Annotated in this window: 14 protein-coding genes; 8 read left to right on the top strand and 6 right to left on the bottom strand. The window is 42.7% G+C overall.

Translation table 11 applies throughout. The annotated features are described in order from the left end of the window. Positions 1–48 precede the first annotated feature (48 nt). Positions 49–1,557 (bottom strand): 4-alpha-glucanotransferase, encoded by a 1,509-nt coding sequence (gene malQ, locus DP117_RS22955; protein ID WP_169220555.1) that lies wholly within the window; start codon positions 1,555–1,557, stop codon positions 49–51. A gap of 218 nt (positions 1,558–1,775) precedes the next feature. On the opposite strand from malQ, the gene DP117_RS22950 reads away from it, so the two are divergent. Together DP117_RS22950 and DP117_RS22945 are read left to right on the top strand one after the other, a co-directional pair. Beyond that, positions 1,776–2,207, top strand: coding sequence for an NUDIX hydrolase (locus tag DP117_RS22950; RefSeq protein ID WP_169220554.1), 432 nt, complete (start codon positions 1,776–1,778; stop codon positions 2,205–2,207). Between the two features lie 49 nt (positions 2,208–2,256). Further along, on the top strand, positions 2,257–2,652 hold the full coding sequence (locus tag DP117_RS22945) for a RidA family protein (RefSeq protein ID WP_169220553.1): 396 nt from the start codon (positions 2,257–2,259) through the stop codon (positions 2,650–2,652). 22 nt (positions 2,653–2,674) lie between these two features. Here the strand turns inward: DP117_RS22945 and crtO are convergent, their stop codons facing one another. Further along, positions 2,675–4,369, bottom strand: a complete 1,695-nt coding sequence (crtO, locus tag DP117_RS22940) for a beta-carotene ketolase CrtO (RefSeq protein WP_169220552.1) — start codon at positions 4,367–4,369, stop codon at positions 2,675–2,677. Positions 4,370–4,420: 51 nt separating this feature from the next. Next, positions 4,421–5,431, bottom strand: coding sequence for an SDR family oxidoreductase (locus tag DP117_RS22935; RefSeq protein ID WP_169220551.1), 1,011 nt, complete (start codon positions 5,429–5,431; stop codon positions 4,421–4,423). Between the two features lie 506 nt (positions 5,432–5,937). Between DP117_RS22935 and DP117_RS22930 the strand changes: the two genes are divergently transcribed. From DP117_RS22930 to phnE, 5 genes are all read left to right on the top strand, one after another. Continuing rightward, positions 5,938–6,108, top strand: coding sequence for a hypothetical protein (locus DP117_RS22930; RefSeq protein WP_169220533.1), 171 nt, complete (start codon positions 5,938–5,940; stop codon positions 6,106–6,108). Between the two features lie 193 nt (positions 6,109–6,301). Continuing rightward, a complete protein-coding gene (locus tag DP117_RS22925) occupies positions 6,302–7,840 on the top strand; it encodes a GMC oxidoreductase (RefSeq protein ID WP_169220550.1) in 1,539 nt (512 codons plus the stop codon). Between the two features lie 148 nt (positions 7,841–7,988). Beyond that, positions 7,989–8,963 (top strand): phosphate/phosphite/phosphonate ABC transporter substrate-binding protein, encoded by a 975-nt coding sequence (locus DP117_RS22920; RefSeq protein WP_169220549.1) that lies wholly within the window; start codon positions 7,989–7,991, stop codon positions 8,961–8,963. A gap of 108 nt (positions 8,964–9,071) precedes the next feature. Further along, positions 9,072–9,800, top strand: coding sequence for a phosphonate ABC transporter ATP-binding protein (locus tag DP117_RS22915; RefSeq protein WP_169220548.1), 729 nt, complete (start codon positions 9,072–9,074; stop codon positions 9,798–9,800). Positions 9,801–9,841: 41 nt separating this feature from the next. Continuing rightward, positions 9,842–10,636 carry a phosphonate ABC transporter, permease protein PhnE gene (phnE, locus tag DP117_RS22910; protein WP_169220547.1) on the top strand — a complete coding sequence of 265 codons (795 nt, stop codon included), beginning with the start codon at positions 9,842–9,844 and terminating at the stop codon, positions 10,634–10,636. Between the two features lie 199 nt (positions 10,637–10,835). Here phnE and DP117_RS22905 read toward each other — a convergent pair whose 3' ends face one another. The 3 genes from DP117_RS22905 to DP117_RS22895 form a co-directional block, all read right to left on the bottom strand. Further along, on the bottom strand, positions 10,836–11,282 hold the full coding sequence (locus DP117_RS22905) for a hypothetical protein (protein WP_169220546.1): 447 nt from the start codon (positions 11,280–11,282) through the stop codon (positions 10,836–10,838). Between the two features lie 377 nt (positions 11,283–11,659). Then, entirely contained in the window at positions 11,660–12,328 is a 669-nt protein-coding gene (locus DP117_RS22900) for a (2Fe-2S) ferredoxin domain-containing protein (RefSeq protein WP_169220545.1), read from the bottom strand. A 38-nt stretch (positions 12,329–12,366) separates the two neighbouring features. Then, the gene (locus tag DP117_RS22895) at positions 12,367–12,615 is read right to left on the bottom strand and encodes an Asr1405/Asl0597 family protein (RefSeq protein ID WP_169220544.1); all 249 of its coding nucleotides are present in this window, start codon (positions 12,613–12,615) and stop codon (positions 12,367–12,369) included. A 397-nt stretch (positions 12,616–13,012) separates the two neighbouring features. Between DP117_RS22895 and DP117_RS22890 the strand changes: the two genes are divergently transcribed. Further along, the gene (locus tag DP117_RS22890; RefSeq protein ID WP_169220543.1) at positions 13,013–13,567 is read left to right on the top strand and encodes a Dps family protein; all 555 of its coding nucleotides are present in this window, start codon (positions 13,013–13,015) and stop codon (positions 13,565–13,567) included. Positions 13,568–13,906: the final 339 nt, after the last annotated feature.

The raw sequence follows: 13,906 nt of genomic DNA, 5'->3' as shown, positions 1-13,906 counted from the left end.
TCCCTCCACTCCCCCTACTTCCCCTACTTCCCGTACTCCTCCTTGTCCTCACTTAGGTTGAGGCGCACGTCCACTTAACTTGGTGAGAGTTTGTAGGCGATCGCTCAATTCCTGAGTCAAAGCATTCGCTTGATAACACCACTCCCAGTTTCCTTCAGCTTTACTGGGGAAATTCATCCGCGCTTCACCTCCTAAACCCAAAACATCCTGTAAGGGAATAATTGCTTGATTCGCCACAGAAGTCATCGCAAGTCGAATCAAATCCCAATGGATACCTTCAGGACTTTGACAACCCAAGTAAAGCAATAAGTTTTGCTTTTCGTAATCTGACGCCAAATTGAACCAGCTGATGGTTGTGTCGTTGTCGTGAGTTCCGGTGTAAACGATACAATTGCGTGAATAATTGAAAGGTAAAAACGGGTTCCCTGGATCAGAACTAAAGGCAAACTGCAAAATTTTCATTCCAGGAAATTCATACTTATCTCGCAGCGCTTCTACCTCTGGCGTAATAACTCCCAAATCCTCCGCCATTACAGGTAATTTACCCAATTGCTGTTTAATTGCCTCAAACAACTCTTCTCCGGGAGCTTTTATCCATTCTCCATTAACGGCTGTTTTTTCCCCTTTTTTCACAGCCCAGTAAGCTTCAAACCCTCGAAAGTGGTCAACCCGGATAACATCTATATAATCCAGCATCGCCTCAAAGCGTCCTACCCACCACTGAAAGTTTTGTTTTTTCAATTCCTCCCAGTTATAAATGGGGTTACCCCATAATTGACCAGTGACGCTGAAGTAATCTGGTGGAACTCCTGCCATCAATGCGGCTTCTCCCGTCTCTTCATCTAAACAAAAAATATCGGGATGAGACCACACGTCAGCACTATCATGAGCTACATAAATAGGAATATCGCCAACAATCTGAATACCGCTCATATTGGCATAGCTTTTGAGTTGTGACCACTGGCGGAAAAATTCGTACTGAGTAAATTTGTGATAAAAAATCTCAGTAGTCAACTGCCGCCGTGCTTGCTCTATGGCTTCTGGTGTACGCTTGGCAAGTTCTGGCTCCCAAGTATGCCAGCTTGTTCCATCATGAGTATCTTTGAGCGCCATAAATAAGGCATAATCCTCTAGCCAATAAGCTTTGCTGTCGCAAAAACCAGCGAATTCCTTCTGCTGTAAGGGTGTTGCTTTATCTTTAAAATTCTCGCAGGCTTTTTTTAAAAGTCCTATCTTAATGGGTATGACTTTCTCGTAATCTACCTTAGACTCCTCAAATGCTGGTAAATTAGCAAAGTCCTCCTGAGTGAGCATTCCCTGTTCTACCAGTTTTTCTGGACTAATGAGCATGGGATTTCCAGCCATTGCTGAATAACAAGCATAAGGAGAGTTACCATATCCAGTTGGTCCTAGAGGTAGTACTTGCCAAAATTGTTGGCAGCTCTGTCTGAGAAAATCAATGAATTGATACGCTTCGATTCCTAAATCCCCTATGCCAAATCGGCTGGGAAAGGAAGTAGGATGTAGCAAAATACCGCTGGATCTGGGAAAAGGCATACTGAAGTCTATTGTTAATGAGCAAACAAATGAGCGTTACTACATGCTCTTGCGATGGCGCAGAGCGCTCGCCATAGGCGATGCTCCAGCTTTCTCGTCGCCCCGCAGGGGCATCGCATTGAATTTATCACGGAACAGTAACTACGCGTACGTAAATGAAGTAAACTCGTGTTGGTCGTCCTTTGTCATTTGTCCAAAGTCCAATGGTTAAATAACTAATGACTTACCGAAATCCTGCTCCGACAGTTGATATCATCATCGAATTGATTGACCGTCCTCATCGACCTATAGTGTTAATTGAGCGACTTAATTCCCCTTTAGGTTGGGCTATTCCTGGTGGTTTTGTAGATTACGGGGAATCTGTGGAGATAGCGGCGCGGCGTGAGGCTTTGGAAGAGACGGGCTTACAAGTGGAGTTGATTTCACAATTTCACGTGTATTCTGATCCTAATCGTGACCCCCGGAAGCACACATTAAGCGTTGTGTTTCTGGCAACGGCGACGGGTACACCTCAGGCGGGCGATGATGCTAAGGGTATAGGAATTTTTGAGTCTTGGCGTGTTCCTGGTAATCTGTGTTTTGACCATGATAAGATTTTGCAGGATTACTGGCGTTATCGGCATTATGGGATACGTCCCAGGTTGGGTTAAGTATTTTAAAAATTAAACCACGAAGACGCAAAGGGCGCGAAGAAGAGAAATGAGTAGAAGGGTTATTCGTACTGATAAAGCACCTGCTCCAGTGGGACCATATAATCAAGCGATTGTTGCTTCTGGTGAATTGGTTTTTGTGGCTGGGCAAATTCCTCTTGATCCTAGTACAGGAAAGATTGTTGGTGAAGGGGATGTGACTGGGCAGACTCAACAGGTGATGGCAAATTTAGAGGCGATTCTCACATCTAGTGGGGCGACTTTTGAGGATGTCGTCAAAACGACTGTGTTCTTGGCAGATATGAATGATTTTGCGGCGATGAATGCGGTGTATGCAAAGTTTTTTGATGAGGCGACAGCGCCAGCGCGTGCGTGTGTGCAGGTATCGCGTTTACCTAAGGATGTGTTGGTGGAGATTGAGTGTATTGCGGTGATTTCAGGTTGAGTTGTGGCGAATGAGTTGCCTGTTACTGGATATTCAAGATAGACTGTGCCGTGGATTTAAAAAACTTCCCAGCATCAGCTAATGTCTCTTGCACTGGGTGCTGCTTGTGTAGAAAGACATGAGCGCAGTTGCGTCCAGGCATCCCCGAAATTGCTCCCCCTGGATGAGTTCCCGCGCCTGTGAGAAACAGACCTTCAATTGGAGTTGTGTAGTTGGCTAATTCCGGCAAGGGGCGGAAGAATACCATTTGGTCAAATGTCATGTCTAGATGGTAGTAATTGCCTTTGAGGAATCCCACCCGTTCTGCTAGTTCGGCGGGGCTTTCGACGTTACGAGCGATGATAGAGTTCTTGAGATTAGGTGCATAGTCTGCTAATTTATTGAGGACGCGCTCAGCAACTTTATGTTTTAGTTCGTCAGTCCATCCTGTGCCCTTGAGACCTGTACCCTCTGCACCTTTAATTTGATAGGGTGCAAAAAATTCAATCCACAGCGTGTGCTTGCCGTCTGGTGCCATTGATGGATCGAGCATTGTGGGAACTGCCAGGAACATCGAAGGATTTTCATCGGGAATTTTTCCAAGCTGGCAGTCTGTATGAGCTACTTCAACATGATCGACTGAATCAGCAATAAGTACCGAACCAAGCAGATACTCGTCTTTGTGATTGTGATGCTCAAAGCGGGGAGCTTCAGATAAGGCACAATCGATTTTGAGAATGGACTCGTTGTTGTCAACAATCCGTTTTTCCAAGCGATCGCACAAGTTTGGATCAGCAGCATCTACGTCGCTTGCGTCCATCAAGTGCAAAAACAGACGCTTGGCATCAATACTGGAAATCACACCTCGGTTGGCTCGGTATTCTGTTTTATCCTTAACTCGCACTCCTACTGCTCGATTATTATCCACCAAAACTTTATCAACTTGCTGGTCAGTCAGAACGACTCCACCCAAACTCTTCACCAAATTTAGCAATGCCTGCGTTAATGCCCCTGTACCGCCCTTAGGTCTAGCAACACCGGGATTGTGACGCATTGCCGCCATAATCCCACCAATTCCACTCGTTTTCTGCGAAGGAGGCATGCTCATTTCTGCTGCCAGTCTTGCTAAGGGAGCTTTGACAAATTCTTCCTCAAAATATCCCTCTACCAGGTCTTTTGCACTGCTGAACAACGTCCGTATAAAGTCTAATACTTTATCCGGCGGACCGATTAGCGAAAAGAGATCTTTGAGCTTGCCAAGGTCGAAATTCCCACTCACATCAAGCAGAGACTTGGGTGGTGCGTTGAACACGGGAATCAAGACGTTGGTGACTCGCTGCCAGAAATCTATGAATTCGGCGTATTGTTTGGCATCGCTGGGGCTGTAGCGTTGAATCTCCGCGCAGGTTTTCTCAACGGAACGATGAGCAAGATAATATCTTCCATCAGGATGAGGACAAAAAATTGTCGGGTCACAGAAAAGATATTCCAGACCATACTTGTTGAGCTCTAGTTCTTGAACTATTGGTCCCAAGTGGATAAAAATGTGGTCAATAGCGCAGGGATTGAATTTAAAGCCAGCAGCTTCTTGAGGCATCCTTTCTTCTGTGGTTGCCCCGCCTCCGGGAATTGAGTTTTTTTCTAGGAGCAAAACAGTGTAACCTGCCTTCAGGAGGTAAGCGGCACAAACTAAGGCGTTGTGACCTGCTCCAATAATGACAACATCTACGGTTTGCATTGACTGAGAATTGAATGTTACTTTTAATGCTTCTTCTATCTACACTTAGATTTACTTTTGATTTGTGAATGCTTGTATCGCTAGCAACGCTAATATAGCCGTACTCGCGATCGCACCCCACTGCAGCACTGGATTTTTATCCAGCCAGTCAGAAACACTTGGTATCACCAGGTGACCATAGTCTCCGTCAACTCTGTCGTGTGCTGGAACAGGCTGGGAAAAATTGTTGGGGGCATCTTCAGACTTCGGTTCGGAACTATGCTGCAACTGGAAGCCGATGAGCAGTAACAGTGAATCTACTAAGGATGGCGATAAGCGTTGTAAAAAATCTAACAATTTTGCCACATCTCCAACTAAGAAATCGCGGGTGGGATGTTCAGCAACGTAGAGAATCGCCTCAGCCACCAACCTGGGATCGTAGTAGGGTGGTATACCTGCTGGCTTGACGCCTAACTTTGTTAGACCATTGTTCCAGAAGGGAGTATTAATCACCGCTGGCTTTATACTCGTCACACTAATGGGGATTTTCTCATGTTGCAGTTCGAGGCGCATAGCTTCAATAAAGCCCTCAACTCCGTGCTTGGCTGAGGAGTACGCACTTTGGTATGGAAGCGATCGCCTACCTTCCATTGACGAGATGTGAATCAGCGCCCCCCGCCCTTCACGCTTGAGATGGGGTAGTGCTGCCATCGCACCGTATACCTGCCCCATCAAGCTGATATCAATAACATGCTTAAACTCTTGTGGAGTGGTGTTCTCGAATGTGGCAAAAATGCCGATAGCGGGGACATGCACCCAGGTATCAAGTCGCCCATACTGTTCTACGGTATGGGATGCGATCGCCTTAACTTGCTCAAAGTCTGCTACATCGGCGACGATAGCGCTTACCTCACCGCCAAAGCCCCGAATCTCCTTCACTAAGGACTCTAACCCCGACTGACTGCGAGCTGAGACAACGACCTTTGCTCCTCGTCTGGCAAATTGGAGGGCTGTCTCACGTCCGATACCGCTGGCAGCTCCAACGACCGAAACAACCTGCTGATTTATTGGCTTCAGTTTCATAGGTACTACTTTTTAGTATCTCTGGAGTGAAAATATCAACCAAAATTTGCTGAAGTTACCTCATATTCACTTAGAGTTTGAGTTAGGTACACCCTCATCTGTTCAAGCTTTTGTTGGGGAGCATCCCAAATATGTAAATTCCCCTCAGACTGGAAGTCTGGGGCTATACAAACCAAGTCCGCAAGGCAAGGACTAATACATCTAGCCTGCGGAGGCAGGCTTTGTCTGTATAGCCAAGCCAGTGCGTTGGGCGGGCAATGCCCGACTTGAAGCACCTGGCGCGCGAATTCTATTCGCCAGGTGTTTTTGCATGCATTGGGATGCTCCCTTTTGTTGAAACAACATAACTGTTGAAACTCTTGAGTTGATACAAAGAACACAGTGATTTGAGTTGATGAATCAATATTCTCTTTAAGAAGAACTATTTAACCCCCTTCTTTAGATTTAATTACCTGTTTTTAAGAGTTATACAAAAGTTAGAATTTAGAACAATTAGTTTTGTGTTGATGGATACAATTAAAAAACGCATTAACCTCATACCTCTGGCTGACTTTTCACGGGAAGTTCTCATTGTGCAGCAGCCCACTGCACAAATTTCCTGGTTTCATCATTGTGTCCTTCTAGATAAAGTTAAAGATTTTGCTGTCATTGATCCAACTGCAAAAACTTGTGAATGACACTGTTATGGCAGTTGGTAGTCAGCCTCTTATACCGTTTCACTTTAAGGTTAGATTATGGTGGGCAGCTTCAGGAGCACCAAGAGCAGGGGAGAAAGAATTAGAGACCAATCATTTGTATCAAGCCTGATCGTGAAATGGTATTACCCTGACAATGTGAATTACAACCTACTAATTACCTGGTGTGTGGATTATGTTTCATCAATCTCACGGACGCCGTCAGTTTCTTCAAAATGCAGCGATATTTTCTACTGGTTTAATGGCTTCACTGTTGAGCGATCGCCCGATTCGCGCCAGTGATGAGAGTGTAGAAGCCATTGTGATCGGTAGTGGTTTTGGTGGTGCTGTTGCAGCTTTGCGTTTAGGACAAGCTGGTATTAATACTTTAGTACTAGAACGAGGTCGTCGTTGGCCGATTACGCCTGAGCAAAATACTTTTGCTACCTACCGTAAACCTGATGGGCGAGCTGCATGGCTCAGTCCAACGACTTTTGATGGTGTACCTATTGATGTATATACAGGGGTATTAGAAAGTAAAGATGAAAATGGAATTACTGTTTTATCTGGGGCTGGCGTTGGCGGTGGGTCCCTAGTTTATAACGGCACTACTTATCAACCTCCTCGTCAATTATTTTATTATCCGCGTGTCCGTTCAATGCTAAAAGCATCTCCGATTCCACAAGATATTTTAAATACCAGTTACTATGATTCAACGCGGTTTTTTCTGAAACAAGCAACTATTGCGGGATTACCTTATCGTTTGGTAGATGCAGCTTTGGATTGGGACATAATTCGTCAACAAATTCAAGGAACTAAAATTCCTGACGCTATTATTGGTGAAAACTGGTATGGTTTCAACAGTGGAGCAAAAAACAGTCTAGACCGTAACTATCTAGCCCAAGCCGAGCAAACTGGACATATAAATATTCTTCCTCTACATTTAGTAACCGCAATAACTGAAGTTCCTAGATTCGGTTATCGTGTTTTTGTAAATGAAATTAACGAATCTGGAGAAGTCGTGGCAACAAAAACTTTTACCAGTCGCTATTTATTTTTAGCAGCAGGTTCTATAGGAACTTCTGCTCTTTTGGTGAAGGCTAAAGCAACCAACACTCTCCCTAGATTAAATGAATATGTAGGTTTAGGATGGGGAGATAATGGAGATAGTATAGCTGTTCGATCAGGTTTTTCAGAACCCACAAATCCTAGTCAAGAGGGTGGTGGATTTGCAATTGTTCAACACTTCGATAATCCTATAGGTCCAATCTCAATACAACATGGTACACAATGGAATGCTCCTGAAGGAAACTTAATATCTCTTGGTATGGGTATCCCAACACAGAGGGGCAAATTTAACTACGATTCCACTACAGGTTTAGTTAAATTAACCTGGCCTGTTAATAGTAATCAGCCAAAAGATACCAAGGTTTTACAAGCTACGGAGTACACTTACAAACTACTTAATAAGAAATATGAGGATAAGAACCCAATCACAGTTACCCTGGATGCAAGTGTTACCGGTCATCCTTTAGGGGGAGCAGTTTTGGGAAAAGCTTGTGATTTTTACGGGCGAGTTATGGGATATCCGGGGCTTTATGTTGTAGATAGTGCTCTGATTCCAGGCTCTACAGGATGCACAAATCCCTCCTTCACCATTGCAGCTTTAGCAGAACGCAACATCGAGAGGATTCTTCTTGACGATATTGTTACTAGTACAGCACGGCTTAAGTAATTTCAAGTTTTTTTACAATCAAAACACTCTACACTGATTGACTTTTTGGCCAAAAAGCCTGAAGCTTAACAATAGTCTTTTCTAATAACAAGCTTGTTAAAACAATTTTGCAAAATTATTAAGAAATATTGCTAATGGAGAGTGACAAATGAGTGTGAGGAAAAAGGGTGCATTGACTGCTGGCGCTGCACTTATGGTGTTTACAGGTCTAATTGCTGCGAGCTTTGCGGATATGCAAGCAGTTGCTAACTCAACGCGAAATGAGAAAAATTCAACCTTGGTTGCTCAAGCACAGCAGAAAACTTTAACAGTTATCTTTCCTACAAGGAAAGATGCACCAGACTTACAAAGCAAGGCAGATAAAGTTGCAGAGTTTTTGTCAAAAGAACTCAAAATGCCAGTTCAGGCAAAAGTTGGTGATGATACAGCTGCTGTAGAAGCTTTGAGAGCAAATAGCGCTGATGTGGCTTTCTTGAGTAGCCGTCCGGCTTTGAAAGCTGAAGAACTCGCAGGCGCACGCTTGTACTTAGCTGAGGTTCGTCCGAATTACTCTGGAAAATACACTTATAATTCAATCATTGTTGTCCCCAAAGATAGCTCCCTCAAAACTTTAAATTCATCCAAAGCAACTTTGGAACAGTTGCGAGGTAAAAAAATGGCATTTACTTCGCCAACTTCTGGATCGGGGTTTATCTTCCCTGTGGGTGAGATGGTGAAACAGAAACTTGTGGAAAATCGCGATCGCCTGGACGGTTTCTTCAGTCAAGTTGTTTACGGCGGCGATTACAGTAAAGCCCTAAAAGCAGTTGTGCAAGGTCAAGCAGATGCGGCTGCTGTGTCAGAATATGCTTTCGGGAGTCCCTATATTTCAGATGCTGAAAAAAATCAGTTACGGGTTCTGTATAAAATTCCTGGTGTTCCAGCACACGGCGTAGCGATTGATGATGACGTTCCTGCTGCTATGCGTGAACGAATTATCAATGCTTTGCTGAAATTAAATGAACCACAAAACAACGAGTTGCTGCGTGGTTTGTATAACTCCACAGAATTGGTGAAAGTTGACCATAATAAGCACTTAGGACCAATTCGTGAAGCCCTGAAGAATGCAGGAATAGACCCGTAATGAGTGAGGTGAGGGGACAAATCAATTCACGCATTCGCAATCTGGAGAAATTCAAAATTTGGAATCTTTCCATCTTCTCAACTACATGAGTGAGATGACTAACCGCGTATGACTCAGCCAGTCATTGAGTGTCAGGATGTAGAAACTGCTTATTCCGAAGCTTTGAATCGTCCAATTCTTAACCAAATAAATTGTCAGATTCATCAAGGTGAGTTTGTTGTGTTGCTTGGGCTAAATGGCGCGGGTAAGTCTACGCTTTTGCGTTCTTTGGTTGGGCTAGTACCAATCGTACGAGGAGTCATTGAAATCAATGGCGTGTCATTGACTCCTCGTACGCTACCTCAGATTCGACGTGATATTGGTATGTTGTTTCAGGGTGGTGGATTAATTCGTCAGTTATCAGCTATTGAAAATGTGCTGTGTGGACGCCTTGGTACTAGGACAACTTGGCAAACGCTGTTTGGGTTTCCTAAAAATGACCGTCGTCATGCGTTGGAACTGCTGGAACAGTTGGGCTTAAGGGAGCAAGCTTATCAAAAAACTGGTCAACTCAGCGGAGGACAGCAACAACGAGTGGCGATCGCCCGCGCTTTAATTCAATCTCCCCAAATTCTGCTTGCAGATGAACCGATCACAGGTTTAGATATCAAGGCATCTAAGCAGGTAATGGAAACTTTGTCAATGCTACACTCACAGCAAGGTATGACAATTGTCACAGTTTTACACGATTTGGGTTTAGCAGCGCAGTATGCCCAGCGAGCAATTGTTTTGAATGCTGGATGTGTTGTGTATGACGGATGTTGTGATAACCTGCAAGCACAATTTACCCAAGCATAGTTAAACTTTATCGCACTTGGTAGGCGAATTCTTTTTAGTAGATGAAAAACTTTTCTCATGTTTGGAAACGCTTTTCTTGGGTGAGTCGCCTACTCATCCTGTGCGTTGTTATTTTAGTTTATGGTTGGGCATTCCAAGGTCTAAAAGTTGATTTTGGACTCTTAAAGCAGAGTTGGTTCAACATCATTGATTTTGTGTCACGGTTGTTTCCCCCGAATACCAGTTGGGATATTTTCAACAAAACAGTCAAAGCACTGGTAGAAACTGTACAGATGTCTGTGGTAGGAACGACTCTTGGGGCGTTGTTTTCTCTCCCGATTGCGATCGCAAGCGCGCGCAATGTCGCCCCTGTTTGGCTGCAATGGTTAGCAAATTTCCTGCAAAATGCTGTCCGTTCTGTCCCCTCAATTATTCTTGGATTATTATTTGTCGCTGCAACTGGACTTGGTCCTTTAGCAGGTACATTAGCTTTAAGTATTTACACAATTGGCTATCTAGGAAAATTTTATCAGCAAGCGATTGAAGCGGTTGACCCTCGTTCTATTGAGTCTTTGCAAGTTGCTGGTGCATCGCGAATACAAATTGCCCAATATGGTATCTTGCCTCAAGTCTTGCCCTTAGTCTTAGGCTACACCTTGTGGATGTTTGAGTACAATATCCGTGCTGCTTCAGTTCTTGGTGCTGTGGGTGCTGGTGGTTTTGGCTTTGAACTCAAAAGTTATATAGATGGCTTTGAGTATACTAAGGCAATGACTATGATATTGATACTGTCGGTAGTTGTGACGGTGATTGATGCCTTGAGTAGCAAATTACGTCAGCGTTTGGAATCAATGTAAGTAGCTAGACACAACTATGTTAGGACTTACGCAGAAACCGGGTTTCTTTACGAAAAATCGTCATTTTAGCCGTAAGTCTCTGTCTGTGAAACCCGGTTTCTTTCGTGTCTGTGCGTAAGTCCTGTATGTGCTTGTTCCTCAAGGATCAGCCTACTTTGTTATAACCTACACCCAGTCCATCAGGACGGGTGTATGTAGTTCATTTTCCAATACCTATCCAGTTAACTTGCCATTTGTATTGGTTAGCCTTCTCTGGAGTTAAATCTTTTTCCCCACTTTCGTCAGTAAAACGAAGATAAACACGGAAACCTGTTGGTGTAGCTAAATAAACTGTTGACGTTCCAATAGTCCACGCGGCAGCACCGTCGTTATTTGGATCACCTATAGATATCGTGTATTGTGGAGTAGTAGTAAATTTTGCTTTACTCGTATCTATATCTACATAGATCCACCCTGGATATGCTGGATTTGTATAAGGTTGCCAATTTGTAGCGCCAGGAGTTGTAGAACCACTAGCAATTTTTGTGCCATCAACAGTAATAGTACTACTTGTCTGAGCGATCGCCGATTGTCCTGCTGCAATATTTAATGTTGCGATCACAGTCAACAGGCTTAAAGTAGATGCAATCAGATGTTTTTTCTTCATCAGCTTTATGTCCTTTGTTGTGTGATTAAACGTCTTACGTAGACAAGCATTGTCTTGACGAGTAACCAGAAAAATTATGTGTTTTATCGTACTTTTTGTTGAGTAAAAACCGCATTAGTAATAATACTGATTATATAAACAGATCATACAATGAATTCACTCACCTGAGAGACACGCCCTCTACAAAATGAACTTCACCTGCAAACCGTTCATGAAAAGCTAAATGAGAAACCCGGTTTCTTAAAGAAACCGGGTTTATAAAAAATGCTGCAAAAAGTTTGCAAAAAACAACGAGTCAAAATTTGAACAACAGCAGTAATAAAATTGTTAGTAGATCTTCCCATTAAATATATAGTGACACAAGTGCTAGTCTTACCTCAGTTTGGTATTGTGACTTCACTTCCCTGATCCTGCTTACCATTGTTGCTATCGGTGGCAAAATGTTTATCCATAAGTGCAGGAACTTGTGCAGCTTTCATACGACTGTAGCGAGTTTTATCTGGCATGACTAAGTTTGGTCCTGCTTTGCAGTCTTTCATGCAGCCAGTCCCTTTAATTGTAACTTCAGATTCCAAACCACGAGCACTCAAAGCCGCTTCCAAAGCTTGACAAACTTCTCTACCACCACGTTTGATGCAATCAGACTTTTGACAAACTAATATAGTTGTTTTTTTCGACTTGGCGTTATTAGTTGATGGCGTGATCGAGTGCTGAGGCGAAGTGGTAACTCTTTTCTCCCCATCTCCCAATCTCCCCATCGCCCCATTTTTATGGAGAGTACCAGCCGCCATCACTTGCTGCGCCTTTAATTTCACCTCTCCCGTTTTGAAGTCATACTTTTTCTCACCGACAACTTGCAACCATGTACCTGGTGGTAACCGTAAGTCAAAACCAGCACGTAAATGTTTAGCCAGTTTGACGTAGCATTCACCTTCAGCAGTTTCTAGTCGTAAGCCTTTGAGTTTGTAACCATCCTTGATCACAAAATCGAGAAACTTGCCTTCAATGCAGAATTCTGAAACGTCCGTGATGTAAGATTTACTCATTTTTTTTTGACCAATGATTGACATTGCGATACTAAGCTTCAAATGCAATATCGCCAACTTTTCTGGAGATTTTTAATCAAGTCTTGGCGGTTTGTCGTAAATTGCTGCACAACACTCCAAAGTTGTATGGCTGCTGTAGGATTGCTAATTTCAACTGTTAATGGCTGGTTTGTCTCACACCAACAAGGAATGTCTAGTTCCTGCAAGCGTCGATATATTTGCCAGCGATCTACTCTATCTACCTCAATAATGTACTTTTTTTGCGGTTTTTGAATGAACGGTTTCAAGACAATCCCCCTAATAGTGCAATGACTTTGCAGTAGGTGCGCCCCTTTGCTCCCAATTATTTTTTCTTTGTTGGGAACTTACCCTCTTACATAAGAATAACTTAAGTGCAAACTTTTCTCAGTAATTTTTGAAAAAAAATAAAACCTATAAACATTTTTAAACTATCTGAGATGACAAAATTGTCAATTCATATTTATCAAAAATTGTCAATACTGTTTCTAACATTTTGCAATATTTATGTGAAAAACTCTCAAAAGAAATGAAAGTTCCGGCTTATTTGGAAGAAAAAGGTCAAAATTTTCTGATAATAATTAGGTTGGTTATCATTTTTTCAATGTTAAGATGTAGAGACTATACAGTTATCAACTACAACTACCGGAAGCGAGGAGAACTACTATGTCTGAAACACAAACTTTGCTACGAAACTTCGGTCAAGTCTATGACAACCCTGTCCTTTTAGACAAAAGTGTAACCGAGCCAGTTTGTGAAGGCTTTAATGTTGTATTAGCTAGTTTCCAGGCGCTGTACTTACAGTATCAAAAGCATCATTTTGTAGTTGAAGGTGCAGAATTCTACTCTCTGCATGAGTTCTTTAACTCTAGTTATGATGAAGTCCAAGAACATGTTCATGACATTGGAGAACGCTTGGATGGACTAGGTGGAGTACCTGTTGCAAATTTGAGTAAGCTAGCAGAATTATGCTGCTTTGAGCAAGAGCCAGATGGTGTATATTCTTGCCGTCAGATGGTAGAAAATGACCTGAAGGCAGAACAAGCACTGATTAGCGTTATTCGCCGACAAGCCGCACAGGCAGAGAGTTTGGGCGACCGCGCTACCCGCTATTTGTACGAAAAAATCTTGTTGAAAACAGAAGAAAGAGCTTACCACTTGGCTCACTTCTTAGCGAAAGATAGCTTAACTCTGGGATTTGTCCAACCTGCTCAAAACTAACAAACTCAATTAATACTCTCGTAAAGAGAGAGTGCTTTAACTAGATTTGTAATAGATTGGCAAAAAAGCTGTAAGCACTAGTTTTTAAACAACTATCAAAAATGGCAGAGAGAAAGATTGTTTATCTCTCTGTCATTTTTTATATAAGTCAACGAAAAAATATAATCTTTAACCTTTATAGTTGTCATCAAAGATACTTAAGAAACTTTTTTATTTAAAAATTTAGAAATATTAAGAAAAGGTTAAAAAGGGAAGTTCAGATATTTGTCAAAGGCAATGATCTCCTTATTGATAAAAATATCCATAGTAAATAGAAAAGAGTTGCAAAAAAAATATCAA

The sequence above is a fragment of the Brasilonema sp. UFV-L1 genome, assembly GCF_012912105.1.
Taxonomy (GTDB): domain Bacteria; phylum Cyanobacteriota; class Cyanobacteriia; order Cyanobacteriales; family Nostocaceae; genus Brasilonema.
The sequence above is the reverse complement of the archived record's forward strand: the minus strand, read 5'-3'. Positions and strand labels throughout refer to the sequence as shown.